The organism is Nitrospira defluvii, assembly GCF_905220995.1.
GTDB lineage: Bacteria > Nitrospirota > Nitrospiria > Nitrospirales > Nitrospiraceae > Nitrospira_A > Nitrospira_A defluvii_C.
In genome coordinates this window covers 21,099-36,529 of sequence record NZ_CAJNBJ010000004.1, presented here as the reverse complement: position 1 = coordinate 36,529, position 15,431 = coordinate 21,099, and the positions used below count along the sequence as shown (strand labels likewise).

The 15,431-nt window shown below is 55.7% G+C and carries 21 protein-coding genes; all 21 read left to right on the top strand.

The genetic code is table 11. The features are described 5' to 3' along the window. The first annotated feature begins 1 nt into the window (after position 1). The 21 genes from KJA79_RS10135 (at position 2) to KJA79_RS10040 (ending at position 15,383) form a co-directional block, all read left to right on the top strand. Positions 2 to 658, top strand: coding sequence for an adenylate kinase (locus KJA79_RS10135; RefSeq protein WP_213041925.1), 657 nt, complete (start codon positions 2 to 4; stop codon positions 656 to 658). Next, positions 655 to 1,410: a type I methionyl aminopeptidase gene (gene map / locus KJA79_RS10130; protein ID WP_213041924.1), complete on the top strand. Its 756-nt coding sequence runs from the start codon at positions 655 to 657 to the stop codon at positions 1,408 to 1,410. The genes KJA79_RS10135 and map overlap by 4 nt, the downstream gene beginning before the upstream one ends. Before the next feature lie 21 nt (positions 1,411 to 1,431). Next, entirely contained in the window at positions 1,432 to 1,650 is a 219-nt protein-coding gene (gene infA / locus KJA79_RS10125) for a translation initiation factor IF-1 (RefSeq protein ID WP_013247909.1), read from the top strand. Positions 1,651 to 1,668: 18 nt separating this feature from the next. Next, positions 1,669 to 1,782: a 50S ribosomal protein L36 gene (rpmJ, locus tag KJA79_RS10120; RefSeq protein ID WP_080878354.1), complete on the top strand. Its 114-nt coding sequence runs from the start codon at positions 1,669 to 1,671 to the stop codon at positions 1,780 to 1,782. A gap of 127 nt (positions 1,783 to 1,909) precedes the next feature. Next, complete coding sequence (gene rpsM / locus KJA79_RS10115) at positions 1,910 to 2,299, top strand: 30S ribosomal protein S13 (RefSeq protein ID WP_213041923.1); 390 nt, start codon at positions 1,910 to 1,912, stop codon at positions 2,297 to 2,299. 41 nt (positions 2,300 to 2,340) lie between these two features. After that, positions 2,341 to 2,724 carry a 30S ribosomal protein S11 gene (rpsK, locus tag KJA79_RS10110; protein ID WP_013247912.1) on the top strand — a complete coding sequence of 128 codons (384 nt, stop codon included), beginning with the start codon at positions 2,341 to 2,343 and terminating at the stop codon, positions 2,722 to 2,724. A 79-nt stretch (positions 2,725 to 2,803) separates the two neighbouring features. After that, complete coding sequence (rpsD, locus tag KJA79_RS10105) at positions 2,804 to 3,430, top strand: 30S ribosomal protein S4 (protein ID WP_213041922.1); 627 nt, start codon at positions 2,804 to 2,806, stop codon at positions 3,428 to 3,430. 80 nt (positions 3,431 to 3,510) lie between these two features. After that, positions 3,511 to 4,512: a DNA-directed RNA polymerase subunit alpha gene (locus KJA79_RS10100; RefSeq protein ID WP_281412673.1), complete on the top strand. Its 1,002-nt coding sequence runs from the start codon at positions 3,511 to 3,513 to the stop codon at positions 4,510 to 4,512. 18 nt (positions 4,513 to 4,530) lie between these two features. Next, on the top strand, positions 4,531 to 4,977 hold the full coding sequence (gene rplQ, locus KJA79_RS10095; RefSeq protein WP_213041921.1) for a 50S ribosomal protein L17: 447 nt from the start codon (positions 4,531 to 4,533) through the stop codon (positions 4,975 to 4,977). 190 nt (positions 4,978 to 5,167) lie between these two features. Further along, a complete protein-coding gene (lptC, locus tag KJA79_RS22805; RefSeq protein WP_246507563.1) occupies positions 5,168 to 5,740 on the top strand; it encodes an LPS export ABC transporter periplasmic protein LptC in 573 nt (190 codons plus the stop codon). Continuing rightward, positions 5,622 to 6,314: an LptA/OstA family protein gene (locus KJA79_RS10090; protein WP_343224248.1), complete on the top strand. Its 693-nt coding sequence runs from the start codon at positions 5,622 to 5,624 to the stop codon at positions 6,312 to 6,314. The genes lptC and KJA79_RS10090 overlap by 119 nt, the downstream gene beginning before the upstream one ends. 5 nt (positions 6,315 to 6,319) lie before the next feature. Further along, entirely contained in the window at positions 6,320 to 7,096 is a 777-nt protein-coding gene (lptB, locus tag KJA79_RS10085; RefSeq protein ID WP_246507561.1) for an LPS export ABC transporter ATP-binding protein, read from the top strand. A 21-nt stretch (positions 7,097 to 7,117) separates the two neighbouring features. Then, complete coding sequence (gene rpoN / locus KJA79_RS10080; protein WP_213041919.1) at positions 7,118 to 8,635, top strand: RNA polymerase factor sigma-54; 1,518 nt, start codon at positions 7,118 to 7,120, stop codon at positions 8,633 to 8,635. A 101-nt stretch (positions 8,636 to 8,736) separates the two neighbouring features. Continuing rightward, positions 8,737 to 9,288: a ribosome hibernation-promoting factor, HPF/YfiA family gene (gene hpf, locus KJA79_RS10075; RefSeq protein WP_213041918.1), complete on the top strand. Its 552-nt coding sequence runs from the start codon at positions 8,737 to 8,739 to the stop codon at positions 9,286 to 9,288. Beyond that, a complete protein-coding gene (rapZ, locus tag KJA79_RS10070) occupies positions 9,275 to 10,141 on the top strand; it encodes an RNase adapter RapZ (protein WP_246507559.1) in 867 nt (288 codons plus the stop codon). Before hpf ends, rapZ begins: the two co-directional genes overlap by 14 nt. Positions 10,142 to 10,275: 134 nt before the next feature. Further along, positions 10,276 to 10,491, top strand: a complete 216-nt coding sequence (locus KJA79_RS10065) for a MerR family transcriptional regulator (protein ID WP_213041916.1) — start codon at positions 10,276 to 10,278, stop codon at positions 10,489 to 10,491. 13 nt (positions 10,492 to 10,504) lie between these two features. Then, the gene (gene pilM / locus KJA79_RS10060; RefSeq protein WP_213041915.1) at positions 10,505 to 11,602 is read left to right on the top strand and encodes a type IV pilus assembly protein PilM; all 1,098 of its coding nucleotides are present in this window, start codon (positions 10,505 to 10,507) and stop codon (positions 11,600 to 11,602) included. Beyond that, complete coding sequence (locus tag KJA79_RS10055; RefSeq protein ID WP_213041914.1) at positions 11,599 to 12,153, top strand: PilN domain-containing protein; 555 nt, start codon at positions 11,599 to 11,601, stop codon at positions 12,151 to 12,153. The genes pilM and KJA79_RS10055 overlap by 4 nt, the downstream gene beginning before the upstream one ends. A 1-nt stretch (position 12,154) precedes the next feature. Further along, positions 12,155 to 12,778 (top strand): type IV pilus inner membrane component PilO, encoded by a 624-nt coding sequence (locus KJA79_RS10050; protein WP_213041913.1) that lies wholly within the window; start codon positions 12,155 to 12,157, stop codon positions 12,776 to 12,778. A gap of 41 nt (positions 12,779 to 12,819) precedes the next feature. After that, positions 12,820 to 13,434 carry a pilus assembly protein PilP gene (locus KJA79_RS10045; protein ID WP_213041912.1) on the top strand — a complete coding sequence of 205 codons (615 nt, stop codon included), beginning with the start codon at positions 12,820 to 12,822 and terminating at the stop codon, positions 13,432 to 13,434. After that, on the top strand, positions 13,431 to 15,383 hold the full coding sequence (locus tag KJA79_RS10040) for a type IV pilus secretin PilQ (RefSeq protein WP_213041911.1): 1,953 nt from the start codon (positions 13,431 to 13,433) through the stop codon (positions 15,381 to 15,383). The genes KJA79_RS10045 and KJA79_RS10040 overlap by 4 nt, the downstream gene beginning before the upstream one ends. The last annotated feature ends 48 nt before the right edge of the window (positions 15,384 to 15,431 follow it).

Here is a 15,431-nt window from a genome sequence, read left to right as displayed (position 1 = left end):
CATGCGAATCGTATTTCTTGGTGCTCCAGGTGTCGGCAAGGGAACTCAGGCTGATCGAGTCACGGCTCAATTCGGTTGGCCGAAGATCTCTACTGGGGACCTGTTGCGCGAGGCAGTCCGCAATCAGACGCCACTAGGGCTAGAAGCAAAAAAAAGTATGGACGCCGGCAAGCTCGTACCGGACACGGTGGTTATCGGAATGGTTCGAGAAAAGTTGGCGGATGGCTCCTGTAAAAACGGCTTTGTTCTCGATGGATTCCCCCGAACCGTTGCGCAAGCTGAAGAGTTGAGTACTATCATGCGCGAGAAGGGGTTGAAACTCGATCGTGTCGTGAATTTTCGAGTTTCCAGGAAGGATGTTGTCCAGCGACTGAGTGGCAGACGCAGTTGCCAAAAATGCCAGAGCGTGTTCCATGTAGACTTTGCACCACCAAGGGTTGACGGGCAATGCGATCGATGTGGCGGGAGTCTCGTCCAGCGGAGTGATGATAAACCAGAAACGATCGAAGCCCGATTGAAGGTGTATGACGAGCAAACGGCGCCCTTGATCTCGTATTACGAGGAGAAGGGTAACTTAAGCCATCTCGATGGTGCCGGTCGGATGGATCAAGTATACGGCAGACTATCTACCCTGCTCGCCGGGCTTGGCGCTCAATGATCGTATTTAAAACTCCGGATGAGGTCGCCGTAATGGCGCAGGCCTCCCGGGTTGTCGCGGAGGTCTTGGAGTTACTGAAAGAGCAGGTTGTCCCGGGAATCACCACCGATGATCTGGATCGTATGGCTGAAGAGGCCATTCGTGCCAGAGGGGCGATACCGGCCTTTAAGGGCTATCGCAACTACCCCAAGACCCTTTGTGCCTCAGTCAATGAACAGGTGGTGCACGGCATTCCTTCGAAGCGCAAGTTGAAAGAAGGCGACATTATTGGGTTAGACCTCGGAGCGATTGTCTCTGGCTTTTATGGGGATTCTGCCGTTACGGTCCCTGTAGGGATGGTGAATTCTGAGGCGTTGCGCTTGATTCAGATCACCAAGGACTCGATGTACAGAGGGATTGCCAAGGCCGTGGTCGGGAATCGGCTCTCTGATGTGTCTCATGCTATACAAACTCATGTAGAGCAGGCAGGGTTTGCAGTAGTGACGGAATTTGTCGGTCATGGTATAGGAAGGCAACTCCATGAGGAACCCCAGGTTCCCAATTACGGACGTCCTGGACAGGGGCCCCGACTACAGGTTGGAATGGTGCTCGCCATTGAGCCGATGGTGAACATGGGCGGGAGTGCGGTTCGTATTTTGGAAGACCGATGGACGGCAGTGACCGAGGATGGACGCTTGTCGGCTCATTTCGAGCACACAATCGCCATTCAGCCAAGTGGGCCTGCCAGAATTCTTTCACAATTGTCACAATAAGACGGGGAGGTTTGCCAATACGTGCCCAAAGAAGATGTTATAGAAGTGACCGGCACGGTAGCTGAAACGCTTCCGAACGCAATGTTCCGCGTAGAGTTGGAGCATGGTCATCGCATTTTGGCGCACATTTCAGGAAAAATGCGGATGCATTTTATCCGTATCCTTCCCGGCGATAAGGTGACGGTACAGTTATCGCCCTATGACCTAACACGGGGCAGAATTACTTATCGCTTCAAGTAGTGGAGAAATGGAATTGCTATGAAGGTCAAGTCGTCAGTGAAGCCGATTTGTGCGAAATGCAAAGTCGTCCGTAGGCGAGGCGTCGTGCGCGTGTTGTGCGCAAACCCTCGCCATAAACAGCGGCAGGGATAGCTCCAGGTGGACTGCCTCGTCTCGAGCTGTTTGCAAAGATCTGGTGCCATTTGACGAAATGCGCAGGAATGCGGCACTGGGCGAGCCAGTCTATGATGCGGGTGAGCGGGGGAATTAGGGGGTAATTATGGCACGTATTGCTGGCGTAGATTTGCCAAAAGACAAGCGGATCGAAATCGGGTTGACCTATGTGTATGGAATCGGGCGGGTTGCGGCCCGAGAGATTCTCAAGAAGGCCGGGGTCGATGGCTCGATTCGCGTGAAAGATGTCAGTGAGGACAAGATCGTGAAGATTCGAGAAGTCATTGAACGTGACTACCGGGTCGAAGGCGACTTGCGCAAAGAAGTCTCCATGAACATCAAGCGATTAGTCGATACCGGAACGTTTCGCGGACTCCGGCATCGCAAAGGATTGCCTGTTCGCGGACAGCGGACGAAAACCAATGCGCGAACCCGTAAGGGTAGACGTGCTGGTGTGGGAAGCAAGCCACAAAAGCCCGCAGGTTCCAGAGCGTAACAGGGTAGAACGATCAGGCGCCATGCGCTGAGGGAGATGCTATGAGTGTGAAGAAGGGGAAGAAGAAGGAACGCAAGATTGTCCAGAGCGGGGTGGCGCACGTCCAGGCATCGTTCAATAACACGATCGTGACCATTACCGATATGAGCGGCAACACGGTGGTTTGGGCCAGCTCGGGAAATCAAGGATTTAAGGGATCACGTAAGAGCACGCCGTTCGCGGCTCAGCGAGCGGGAGAGGCCGCGGCAAGGAAAGCGATGGAGAACGGGATGCGCCAGGTTGATGTGTATGTCAACGGGCCAGGCGCAGGACGAGAATCCGCCATTCGTTCGCTGCAGAGTGCAGGACTGCGGATTAATTTGATTCGCGACGTCACGCCGATTCCTCACAACGGATGTCGACCTCCGAAGCGTCGGCGTGTCTAGGGCAGTCTTACCGCGTAAAAATACAGTCGTTGCCGGTTCAGTCGTACGTACGTTGTTGAGGTAGAGGAGGGGTAGTAGCGTGGCAAAATATAGTGGACCTGTCTGCCGCTTGTGTCGGAGAGAGGGAGAAAAGCTCTTCTTGAAGGGGTCTCGTTGCATGACCGAGAAGTGCGCCATTGAGCGCCGGAGTTATCCCCCTGGGCAGCATGGTCAGGCTCGCCAGCGGACATCCGACTACAGTCTGCAGTTGCGCGAGAAACAGAAATTGAAAAGAATTTATGGACTTCAAGAATGTCAATTCCGCGGCATCTTTGAGCGGGCTGAGCGTCAAGCTGGCGTGACGGGCGATACCCTGTTGCGTTTGCTGGAATGCCGACTGGATAACGTCGTATATCGGCTTGGTTTCGGTGCCTCAAGAAAAGAGGCCAGGCAGTTGGTGAATCATGGCCACCTGATGCTCAATGGGCGCAAGGTGAAGGCACCCGGTGCCCTTGTGAAAGCCGGGGATTCGATTGAAGTTCGACAGAAGAGCCGGGAGTTGCTCCCCATTCAGGGCGCATTGGCAGCCGTTGATGGCCGTGGTATTCCGGAATGGCTGGAATTGGACAGGGCGGGGTGTAAGGGGACCATCCGGTCTTTGCCCACCAAGGAGCACATCGTGCTGCCGGTCAACGAACAGATGGTCGTTGAACTCTATTCACGGTAGGAACCCATGGTTGGTCTGCTGACTTCCGTCACCATGGCTGAACGATATATGGGCACACACGAGTTAATGAAGGGGGAGTCATGATTAAAGCGATGAAAGACTTTCAGATCCCCATGCGGGTGGAAGTCGACAAGGACACTCTTTCCCCGACATTCGGCAGATTTACGACCGAGGCATTTGAGCGAGGATTCGGCACAACGGTGGGGAATTCTCTGCGCCGTGTGCTGTTGTCTTCTCTGACAGGGGCTGCAGTTACAACCGTCAAGATTGAAGGCGTGTTACACGAATTCTCCACCATTCCTGGGGTTACTGAGGACGTCACGACGATTATTTTGAATGTGAAAAGTCTTCGACTGGCCTTGCAGGGTGACAAGCCGAAGACGATTCGCCTGAAGAAGAAGGGACCAGGGGAGGCCAAAGGGTCCGATATTACTCACGACGGGGATGTGGCTATCCTCACGCCAGATCTCCATATTGCCACGCTCGACAAGGATGCCGCGCTCGATATGGAGATGACCATTAAGCATGGTCGAGGGTTTGTCCCGGCGGAGCGGAACAAGGAAGAGGGGTTGCCGATTGGGGTTATCGCAATCGATTCGATTTTCTCTCCGATCAAGCGAGTCAACTTTCATGTTGAGAACGCCCGTGTCGGCCGCATGACCGATTACGACAAGTTGACTCTTGAAATCTGGACGGATGGGACGATCTCACCGCGGGATGCGTTGTCCAACGCAGCGGGCATTCTTCGCGAGCATCTCGATATCTTCATCAATCCCGAGGAGCGGACTGATGCGAAGCCCGCTGCGGGCGGTGAAGATCTGTCCGATGAAGTGAATAAGAATCTCTATCGTAGCGTGAACGAGCTCGAGTTGTCCGTTCGGGCAGCCAATTGCCTGAAGAATGCGAATATCAAAACGATTGCCGATTTGGTACAGAAGACTGAAGCCGAAATGTTGAAGACAAAGAATTTTGGCAAAAAGTCGCTCAATGAAATCAAGGAAATCCTGACTGAAATGGGACTGAGCCTTGGAATGAAAGTAGACGCCTTGCCGTCCGGCGATGCGGGCGTGCGTTCAGAGTAAGAAAGGAACAGGACTACCGTGCGCCACAAAAAGAAGGGTCGACAGCTCGGACGTCAAACCAAACACCGATGGGCTCTGTTCCGGAGTCTTGTGACCTCGCTGTTAGAGCAGGAACGGATCGAAACCACGGAAGCGAAGGCGAAAGAAATTCGCGGGTTCACCGATCGGATGATTTCCCTCGGGAAAGAGGGAAGTTTACCTGCTCGTCGGCGTGCCCTCAGCTTCTTGCGCAGCAAGGCTGTGGTGTCAAAATTGTTCAGTGACGTCGCGTCTCGATTCCGTGATCGCCCAGGTGGCTACACGCGGATCATCCGCACACGTCGTCGGATTGGCGATGCGGCAGAGATGGTAGCTATTGAACTCGTGACCAGGCCGGAGAAGCCAAAAGCCGTGTCGTCCACTGATGTTGCGGCGACAGAGAAAAAAGAGACGGCCGATAAGTCGACTGCTCCTGCAGAAAACTAAACGCAAACGTGCCACGGCGGCCGTTGAAGTCGCCGTGGCCTGTGATCCTTCCAGTTCTTCTTCCCCTCCGCCGCTCAATCATTTTCCCCGCTGAGTGCCAGGTGCTTTGTTTACTTGGACTTCCTGGAATGCTACTATCATGCCACCAGGCTCTTGGCTGGGAAGCTCTTTAAATTATGGGCTTTTTTCCATGTGGGAACGTTGGGTTCGACGAGGTCTCCTCACACTCAGTGTGGTTTTGGCGGCATTTCTCGGATTTTTGCTCATCACACGCTCGAATCCCGGTGCATCGTCACGATCAGTTACTCCTGTCGGCAAGGAGGCAGCCGACGCCAGGATCCAGGATTTCACCTTTACCCAGACCAAAGGCGACCTGGTTCAGTGGAAGGTGCAGGCGGAACAGGCTCGTTTGTACGAAAAGGAGAGCCGGGCTGTCCTGAGCAACGTGCACATCACACTCTATGGGGTTCAGGGGAAAGAGTTGACCTTGTCAGGCGACGAAGGCACGCTGGATACTCAAAGTAAAAACTTTCAGCTTTCAAACAAAACCACGCCGATTGTGGTTGAAATGCAAAGTGGCTATACCATTCAGACAAATCATCTTGCGTGGACGGATGCGCGGCATGAAATCCAAACTCCAGACCATGTCACGATTCAAGGGCATGGATTGCAAGTTACCGGCAGAGGGTTATTGGGGAAAATGGACACGGAGGAATTCCAGGTCTTGGATGATGTACGGGTGGATGTGGTGCCTGCTTCTTAGTGGCGGAATTGTCGTTCCGCTGGTGCATGGCGCCGACACTCGACCGTCCAAAGAGCCTGCGGGCAACGCCGCACCCACGACGATCACTTCTCGAACCATGACCGTCAGCAATCAAGAAAACACGGCAATTTTTGATGGGTCTGTGGTTTTGACTCGGGGGCGACTGGTCGTGCATTCCGATCACATGGTGGTATCGTTTCATCCCAGCCGGAACGGTGCCGAAAGCAGAAACCCCGCGGGTGCAACGAGTGCAAAGCTGCCGCCCAGTGTGCGTGCCACTGGCCAAGACCAAAAAGATCGGGACACCGCCCCGGCTGTGTCTGAGCGCAGTATTCGAATGGTCGAAGCCACGGGGCGGGTAAACATCCAAAAAGAAGATGGCCATGCTACGTGCCAAAGAGCTGTGTATTACGAAGATCAGAAGAAGATTGTCCTGACGGGTGATCCGGTCGCCTGGCAGAAGGGGACTCGTGTCTCAGGGAAGCAGATCATCATGTTCCTGGATGAAGATCGTAGTGTCGTCGAGGGCGACTCCCGTGTAATTATCGAGGGCGAAAGCGGTGGCAAGCGGTGATCGACATGAAGGCCGTGAATCACCTCTCGCGGGACACGAGTACTGTTTCCGCCGGAGTGCCGGAGCGACTGGCTGCCAGCGGGCTCGTGAAGAGTTTTCGCGGACGAAAAGTCGTCAAAGGTGTCTCGCTCGACGTACAGGCCGGTGAGGTGGTTGGACTGCTTGGGCCGAACGGCGCGGGAAAGACTACGATCTTCGATATGATGGTGGGCCTGTGTCAGCCGGATGAGGGGACAATCGCCCTAAGCGGGAGCGAGATTACCGATTTGCCGATGTATCGACGGGCCAGGCGGGGAATCGGCTACCTCCCGCAGGAGTCCTCGGTGTTCCGTCGGTTGTCGGTGGAGCACAATATCCTTGCGATTCTCGAGATGCTGGGATATTCGAGAAGTGAGCGAGCGGAACGAGTAGAAACGTTGCTGAAAGAACTGGATTTGGTGCATATTCGAAAAAGTAAGGCCTATGCATTGTCTGGCGGCGAGCGTCGGCGCCTTGAGATCACCCGAGCTTTGGCAACCAATCCGTCGTTCATGCTGTTGGATGAACCCTTTGCCGGTATTGACCCCATTGCCGTGGCCGATATTCAGCAGATCATCATCCGGCTGAAACAGCGCCACATCGGCGTGTTGATTACGGACCACAATGTGAGGGAAACCTTGTCGATCACCGATCGCGCCTACATCATTAATGAGGGCACGATTCTGGAGGCCGGCCCTCCCGGGGTAATCGAGAAAAGCGAAATGGCCAGGGCCGTGTATTTGGGCGAAGGATTTCGCCTGTAGCAGACAGGGAGTGAGTGTGCGATGAAGCTGCGACTGGATCTTCGGCTCAGTCAAAAACTGATCATGACGCCGCAATTGCAGCAGGCGATCAAATTGCTGCAATTGTCACGTTTGGAGCTTCAGCAAAGCCTGCAGCAGCACCTCATGGAAAATCCCTTGCTGGATGAATTGGTCGCAGAGACCGAGGAGGCCGAAGAAACGGCAACGACGGAGCGTGAACAACCTGACACGACGACCACGGTGTCCGGTGAGGCTCGCGGGGAAGCGGATGATAAGCCTGCGGAGAGTGGCGAGAACGCGGAGGAGTTTTCAGCCTCGAGTTGGGAGGATTACTTCGACACGGATATGCGCAGGGGGGAGACCGAGTACAGCTCCTCGTCCAAAGAAGAGTTTCCGTCCTATGAGCAAACCGTCGCGAAATCCACCTCGTTGGAAGATCATCTCGTCTGGCAATTGTCCTTGTCGGGTTTGTCCGATCGGGAGAAGGCAATCGGACGTCTCATCATTGGGAACCTTGACGATGACGGGTATCTGCGGATGACGATGGAAGAACTGGTTGCGGGGACCGAGTACTCCGTAGCGGAAGCGGAGTCGGTACTGCAGGACGTTCAGGGATTCGATCCGAACGGCGTGGCGGCGAGAGACCTCTCAGAGTGCCTGTTGCTTCAGTTGAAGTTCTTGGGACGAAGCCAAATCGGCTCGCTGGGCGCCAGGCCTGGCGTGCTGAAAGGGTCGGTGCTGGAGGCGATCGTGCTTCACCACCTCAAGGATCTGGAGAAGAAGCAATATAATCGCATTGCCAAGGCGTTGAATATCTCTATGGACGATGTGTTCGAAGCGACCCGAATTATCGAGGGGCTCGAACCAAAGCCCGGGCGGCCCTTCTCCAATACCCAGAATTATGCCATCGTGCCGGACGTGTTTGTCGTCAAGAACGAAGGGGTGTGGGAAGTGTTACTCAATGACGACGGCCTCCCGCGTATGCGCATCAGTCCCTATTACAAGCAGCTGATGGCCTCAGGGCAGTCGGGGTCGGCGGAGACCAAGGCCTATTTGGATGATAAGCTGCGCGCAGCTCAATGGGTGATCAGGAGCATCGAGCAGCGCAATAAAACCATCGTCAAGGTCGTCTCCAGTATTGTGAAATTTCAGGAAGGATTTTTCGAGCAGGGGATCCAGCATCTGAAACCGCTCGTGTTGAAGCAGGTGGCGGAAGACATCGGCATGCACGAGTCGACCATCAGCCGGGTCACGGCGAATAAGTATATGTATTGTCCTCAGGGAATGTTGGAACTGAAGTTTTTTTTCAATGCCGGGTTGCAGCGGGCAGACCAGCCGACGGATATGCTGTCGTCGCTCACGGTGCGGGAAATGATTCGTCAACTAGTGGCGGCGGAAGATGCGCGCAAGCCCCTGAAGGATGAAGAGATCGCCGCCAAACTGCGCACGCAGCAGGTATTGATCGCCCGTCGGACCGTCGCCAAGTATCGTGCAGAAGACAATATCCCCTCCGCGACACAACGACGGAAATTTTTCTGATTGGCTCGACGAGGAATCCCACGGAGACGGCTTCGTGAGGGGACAATGTTGCGACGGGCCTGTGCACGGTGAGTGCCGGCGGCCCGAGAAACGAGGATGGCATGCGATTGATGATCACGGGACGACATGTAGCGGTCACCCCTGCGCTGCGGGACTATATCGAAACACGCATGGAGCGGCTCGATCGCTATGGCCTCAAGCTTGGCACGCTGCAAATCCTCCTCAGTCTCGAAAAGTTTCACCATGTTGCTGAGGTGGTGGGCGTCGTACAGGGGCGACGGTTACAGGCGAAGACCTCGACAGAAGAAATGTATGCGTCGATCGACGAGGTGGTCGATAAGCTGGGCGCACAACTGCGAAAGCTGAAGGAGCGGAAGGTCAATCACAAATTCGGCGATTTGCCCCGCGTGCGTGCCGTGACGAGAAAGGCTCCGCGGTCGGAGAACAACGGGCTGGAAATCGTCCGTCCGAAACTTGAGTTCCTGACGTTAGAGGAAGCGGTTGACGCGCTCAACGCATCCAAACTTGGTCTGTTGATGTTCGTGAATGCGTTGTCGGGTACGATCCAGGTGTTGCAGCGATTGCCGAACGGCAGATTGTCTCTGATCGATCCTGCGAGCGATCGTGCTCGCACCTCTCATGGCCGCGCTTAATCTCGTCGTCATCAGCGGTCTTTCCGGATCCGGAAAGAGCCATGCCCTGAAAGCCTTCGAAGATGCGGGCTACTTTTGCGTCGATAACCTTCCACCGGCATTGCTGCCTACATTTGTCGAACTGTGCAATCAACAGGGAGGGGAGATTAAGAATGTCGCCCTCGGGATCGACATTCGGGAACGGGTGTTCTTCGGTGATTTAGCGCAGGTCCTCAGTGAACTCAAAGCGCAGGGACATGCGTTGCAGTTAGTGTTTCTCGAGGCGCGGGAGGAAGTGCTGGTCCGCCGGTTTTCAGAGAGCCGCCGCCCGCACCCGCTGCTGCCCCATATGCCCGTGTTGGAGGGCGTGAGATTTGAGCGCGAACGTCTCAGCGAACTGCGAAAGCATGCCGACCGTGTGATCGATACCTCCACCCTGACGGTGCATGAGTTACGCGACCTGCTGATCCGCGAATTCCGGCAGGAATCGACCGCCCGTCGCATGACCATCTCCCTTGTGACCTTCGGTTATAAGTTCGGGGTGCCCTACGACATTGATCTGCTCTTCGATGTACGCTTCATTCGAAATCCGTTCTTCGTTCCGGAGTTGAAGGCGCTGACGGGTGAAGATGCCAGAGTCCAGCAATATGTATTTGGCGATCCCATGACCGGTCAACTTCTGGAACATCTGGGGAAACTCTTCGGGTTTCTCATTCCTCTGTACGAGCGGGACCAACGCAGCTACCTCAATATCGGCATCGGCTGTACCGGCGGGAGGCATCGATCCGTGACCATTGCCTTGCGCCTCCAGGCACAATTTGCCGCTCTCGGATATGACGTCACCGTGATGAACCGGGACCTCCAAAAGCCCTAGCCCAGCACGCTGTTTCGTCATTGTCTCTCCTCACATCGCCTCGTCGTCCACTTTCTTGACAGGTGGACTATATCAACTATACTTAATTTCGTGGGCTCGAATCATGCGATGAATAGTGGCGTTTGAGGCGGTACGTGAAGAAAGTGAACGATGTTCCGAAAAAGAAATTGTACAAGACCAATGAGGTCTGCGAGATGTTCGATATCTCGCGCGCGACCCTGTTTCGCTGGGAGCGCGAGGGGTTGATTACGGGACCGCCCCGCGATTGGCGCAACTGGCGCCTCTATACGGTGGAGAACGTCGAACAAATCAAGCATGTGATGAGTGGCGGGCGTAAAGAGGTCGCGTAGAGAGGACGTGAGCATGCTGGATTCACTGAAGCACCTGGCGGGTATGGAATTCCTGTCGATGTTTTCCCCACAGCGGCAACTACTGGGGCTCGACATCGGTTCGAGCAGCATCAAACTCGTGCAGATCAAAGAGCATCGTGGCCACTACACCCTGCAAAAATTCGGCGTGAAGGAATTGGAGCCCGAGGTGATCGTGGACGGCACGGTCATGGATGAGGGACGAGTCGTGTCGGCCATCAAGGAATTGCTGGCCGAACAGAATGTGAAATTGAAGCAGGTGGCGGTGTCGATTTCCGGCCACGCGGTGATTGTGAAAAAAATCACCCTGCCGCCGATGCCCGATGAAGAGCTGGATGCGCAGGTAAAACTGGCTGCAGAGCAGTACATCCCCTTCGATATCAACGAAGTTAATCTTGATTTTTATGTGTTGCCGCCGCCTGAGAACCCGGACGAGCAAGCGGAAATGTCGATTGTGCTCGTGGCCGCGAAGAAGGACAAAATCAATGAATTGACGGAGTTGGTCAAAGCTGCGGGACTGGTTCCCATCGTCATGGACGTGGATGCCTTCGCGGTGGAAAACATGTACGGCGTGACTTCCCCGGCGACCCAGGACGACACCACGATTCTGGTGAACATCGGAGCCAGCGTCATGAACGTGAATATCGTGGGCGGCGGGGTCTCCCTCTTTACGCGTGACATTCCCCTAGGCGGCAACCGCTATTCTGAAGCGGTGCAACGGGAGATGGGGGTGTCGTTCGAGGAAGCGGAGCAACTCAAGAAAAGCGAGCAGGATGACGATCATACACTTGCGGCCGTGATGGAAAGTGTCAATGCCGAGGTGGCATCGGAGATCGCGCGCACGATCGACTACTTCAAGACGACATCGTCCGACAGTGATATCGCGCGGGTCTTGCTGTTCGGTGGGGGAGCCAAGGTGAAGGGCTTGGCTCAACAGCTTCGCGATCGAATGCATCTGGACGTAGAAATCGCGAATACCTTTAATGAGATCGACACCTCACAGTGCAACGTCGATCCTGATCAGTTGACGGAGATGGGGCCGCTTGCGGCAGTCGGGGTAGGCCTCGCACTGCGGACGGTGGGGGACCGATGATTAGAATCAACTTGCTCGCGACTGGACCTCGGTCCAGAAAAGCCAAGCCGCAATGGGATGTCCGGGCCGAGGCATTGATCGGTGTCGGTGTGTTGCTGATCACCCTTACCGGTTGCTGGTTCTATGCGTCGGCGCTGGATGAGGACATCCAGGCCAAGCAGGCGGAGAAGCAACTCAAGGACAAGCAGGTGGCGCAGCTGAAAGAGCAAGTGAAGGCCGTTCAGGACTTCGAAGAAAAGAAAAAGCAACTGGAAGCCAAGAACCGCATTATCGATCAATTGGAAAAAAGTCGAACCGGCCCGGTCAAAGTGTTGGACCACGTCAGCCAGAGCCTGAATCCGTTGAAGGTCTGGTTGGTGCGTATGAATCTCAAAGGCAACAGCGTCGAACTAGAAGGCCGCGCCTTAACCAACGATGATGTGGTTGAATTCGTGAACAACCTCCGCCGGACCGATCAGTTTGGCGCCATCAAGCTGATGGAAAGCCGGGCTGGCCAAGACAACAAGATGAACACCTATCAATTCCGTCTCGACCTGTCGATGAAAGGCTAACATGAGTCTGAATGCAATCAGCTTAGACAGCCTCCGTAGCATTCCGACGGGCCAAAAGGTCGCGCTGCTCGGATTGTTGGTGGCGGCGATTCTGGTGGGATTCTACTTTTACGTGGTCGATCCCAAGACGGTCGAACTGGAGGCCGTTCAAGGGCAAGTGGCGCAGTTGGATACTGAAATCCAGAACCTGACGCTCAAGGTCAAGCACCTGGATGAGTTGGTGGCGGCCAGCAAACAATTGGAAATTGAGCTGGCTGCGAAGAAGGAGCGCCTCCCGCCTGAAGAGGAAGCGGTGATGTTGCTCAAGCAGGTCTCCGATTTAGGGTTGCGTCTGGGGTTGGATGTCCGGCTCTGGAAACCGGGCGTGCAAGCCGAAGATCCATCTAAGTTGTTCATCCGCATGCCCATCAACGTGGAGGTGGCAGGCGGATACCATACGGCTGCGATCTTCTTCGATCGAATCAGCAAGTTGTCCCGCATCGTGACCGTACAAGATGTGCGGATCGGCGCGGCGCGAGTCGATCAAGGTCGCGTGGTCACGCAAACGGTCTTTGATCTGGTCGCGTACGCCGCCCCGCAGGAGAAGAAGCCCGCTACGCCGGCGCCTGCAGCGAAGCCGAAGTGAGAAATGGATCCCAGCTCATGCCCAACGCAGGGGGACGCATCGTGAACACACGAGTATGGTGGAATCAGTGGATACGACCGGTGAGTATCGGGGCGGTCGTGGCGACGCTCGTCGGGAGTTCGCTCCCGGTCGAGTCCAAGACGCTTCCGCACTTGCGGCAGGTCGCATCCATGCGGCCAGCCGATTCTCTGAAAGTCATGCCGTTGCCGGAGGCGCAAAAGCCGGCGCCGACTGTCGATCTTCCGGCTCCGCGAGCCGAGGCCGCAGTCGCTCAACCTGGGGATTCGCTGTCGATGGAGTTTTCGGGAACTTCCTATGACCCCTCGGGACGTCGTGATCCGTTCCTGCCGATGATTCAGCTCGGACAGCAGGCGGAGCAAGACGCAAGTCTGCCCCCGCTGCAACGTGTCGGCCTCACGGAATTGAGTTTAATCGGCGTGCTTTGGGGTAATTACGGGTACACGGCTATGGTTCAGACGCCGGACGGCAAGGGGTACAGCATCCGCCGCGGGACGCGAATCGGGCCGAACAACGGCGTGGTTAGTTCAATCACCGAACGAGGCATCATCGTTCAAGAGCGGTTCACGGACGTGTACGGGAATAAACAGGAGCGTGAATACGTGAAGCTCCTGCACCCGAAAGAGGGTACAGAATGAAACAAACACAGGTTGGTGTTCATCCGCTGCTGAGTATCACCGTGATGGCCGGAATCCTTGGGCTTGCCGGGTATGTACCGATTGTTGCGTCGGCCGAAACGACGGGATTGGCCGGGTTCGCACAGGCCGCCGACCAGCAGGTTGCAGCTCCTGCGGATAGTGCCGCACTAGACCCAGCGCACCCGGTCGCAGTCGGCCAGACTGCCACGATGCTGACCAAGGTCGAAGCCAAGCCTGAGGGCGCGCGATTCTCGCTGGTCCTGACCGGCAACGGAGTGTTTGCGCACACGGTCAAGATGGTCGGAGATCGCCGGATGGTGCTCGATATGCCGAACCTCCAATCTGAGCGGCAGCAGTCCCAACTGTCCATCGGACATGCCCTCTTATCACGGGTGCGGTTCGGGTATCATCAGGATAAGGTGCGGTTGGTGCTTGATCTCGCACAGCCTGCTGAACATACGATTGATTCAACCGACGGACGTCTCGTGTTGACGCTCGCGCCGAAGGCGTCGACCGATGCCAAGCCCGCAGATCCGGATGCCGGTGTGATGGCCGAACCGGTCGTCGTGCCCCCTTCAATGCCGGTGGTTCATAAGGCGCCCAAAGCACTGTTCCGTGTCATGCCGGTGCAATTGACCTCCGAGTCCGTGCAGAAGGAAGACCGAAAGCCGGAGGCCAACGAGGTGGTAAATGGGTCATCGCGGTTCGTCGGACGGCGCATCTCGCTGGATTTTCAGCAGGCCGACATCAGCAATGTCCTGCGACTGATCGCTGAGGTCAGCGGTTTCAATATCGTCGTCGGTGAAGGCGTCAAGAGCAAAGTGACTATGAAGTTGGCCAATGTGCCATGGGATCAGGCGCTCGACATGTTGCTGAAGATGAACGCCCTGGGCATGATTCGCCAAGGCAATATCGTGTGGGTCGATACCCTGCAGAATATTTCGAAACAGCAGGACGAAGAAGCGCGAGCCAAAGACTCCAGAGCCAAGGCCGAGCCGATCGTGACGCGCGTCTTCTACATCCGCAATCTGAACGCCACGGAGGTCCATACGTCGTTGCGACAGAATCTGAGTCCCCGGGGCACAATGACGGTCAGTGCCGCGAGCAACGCGCTGATCATCAGCGACACGGAATCCAAGCTGGAGGTCCTGCGCCAATTGTTGGATGGCGTCGACCTCGAAGTCCCGCAAGTGCAGATTGAGGCCCGGATCGTCCAAGCGGATACGACCTATACGCGTTCACTCGGCGTGCAATGGGGCATTCAGAACGTTAATCAGCTTGGTGGTGCCAGCGGAACCTCCGCGTTCAAGACCGGCACCACCGGACCCTTCGGTGCGCAGGTCTCGGATTTCCTGATCAACCTACCGGCGAATCCCGGTTTGCCGTCTGTGCCTGGTGCCGGATTCTCGATTGGGAAAACCGACGGGGCCATGCTGGATGTGCGATTGTCAGCCGGCGAATTGTTGGGGTTGACCAAGGTGATCGCAGCCCCCAAGATTACGACACTGGATAAGCGAGATGCCAAGATTGCGCAGGGTGAATCTATTCCGTTCCAGACCACGTCGCTGCAAGGAACACAGACCACCTTCGTCGACGCCAATCTTGAGTTGAACGTGACGCCCCAGATCACCTCTCGCGATCCGAAAGAGATCGGAAAGCAGATCCTCATGAAGGTGCGGGCGACCCGGAATGCCGTCGGTGCCCGGAGCAACCCGGCCGGTCCGAGCATCGATCGTCGTGAAGCCACGACCCAGGTGCTGGTCCGTGACGGCGAAACCATGGTGATCGGCGGTGTCTTCGTTGATACCCAATCAAACAACGTCGCCGGAATTCCCTATCTCTCGCGGATCCCGGTATTAGGCTGGCTGTTTAAGAACAAGACCGAGAACGTGTCGAAACAGGAACTCCTGATTTTCCTGACGCCGACGATCGTCCGGTCGGCAACTTGACAGGTTCCGGCACGGCACGTTAATAATCGCCCCCATTGAAGATGGTGC

Bases quoted from the DNA above. Each gene is read 5' to 3' on its own strand.
- KJA79_RS10040 (WP_213041911.1), top strand. From the start codon at position 13,431: ATGAAACAAACACAGGTTGGTGTTCATCCGCTGCTGAGTATCACCGTG.
- KJA79_RS10090 (WP_343224248.1), top strand. From the start codon at position 5,622: ATGTCACGATTCAAGGGCATGGATTGCAAGTTACCGGCAGAGGGTTAT.
- rapZ (WP_246507559.1), top strand. From the start codon at position 9,275: ATGGCCGCGCTTAATCTCGTCGTCATCAGCGGTCTTTCCGGATCCGGA.
- KJA79_RS10100 (WP_281412673.1), top strand. From the start codon at position 3,511: ATGATTAAAGCGATGAAAGACTTTCAGATCCCCATGCGGGTGGAAGTC.
- rpoN (WP_213041919.1), top strand. From the start codon at position 7,118: ATGAAGCTGCGACTGGATCTTCGGCTCAGTCAAAAACTGATCATGACG.
- lptB (WP_246507561.1), top strand. From the start codon at position 6,320: ATGAAGGCCGTGAATCACCTCTCGCGGGACACGAGTACTGTTTCCGCC.
- rpmJ (WP_080878354.1), top strand. From the start codon at position 1,669: ATGAAGGTCAAGTCGTCAGTGAAGCCGATTTGTGCGAAATGCAAAGTC.
- rpsM (WP_213041923.1), top strand. From the start codon at position 1,910: ATGGCACGTATTGCTGGCGTAGATTTGCCAAAAGACAAGCGGATCGAA.
- hpf (WP_213041918.1), top strand. From the start codon at position 8,737: ATGCGATTGATGATCACGGGACGACATGTAGCGGTCACCCCTGCGCTG.
- KJA79_RS10135 (WP_213041925.1), top strand. From the start codon at position 2: ATGCGAATCGTATTTCTTGGTGCTCCAGGTGTCGGCAAGGGAACTCAG.
- pilM (WP_213041915.1), top strand. From the start codon at position 10,505: ATGCTGGATTCACTGAAGCACCTGGCGGGTATGGAATTCCTGTCGATG.
- rpsK (WP_013247912.1), top strand. From the start codon at position 2,341: ATGAGTGTGAAGAAGGGGAAGAAGAAGGAACGCAAGATTGTCCAGAGC.
- map (WP_213041924.1), top strand. From the start codon at position 655: ATGATCGTATTTAAAACTCCGGATGAGGTCGCCGTAATGGCGCAGGCC.
- KJA79_RS10050 (WP_213041913.1), top strand. From the start codon at position 12,155: ATGAGTCTGAATGCAATCAGCTTAGACAGCCTCCGTAGCATTCCGACG.
- KJA79_RS10055 (WP_213041914.1), top strand. From the start codon at position 11,599: ATGATTAGAATCAACTTGCTCGCGACTGGACCTCGGTCCAGAAAAGCC.
- lptC (WP_246507563.1), top strand. From the start codon at position 5,168: ATGTGGGAACGTTGGGTTCGACGAGGTCTCCTCACACTCAGTGTGGTT.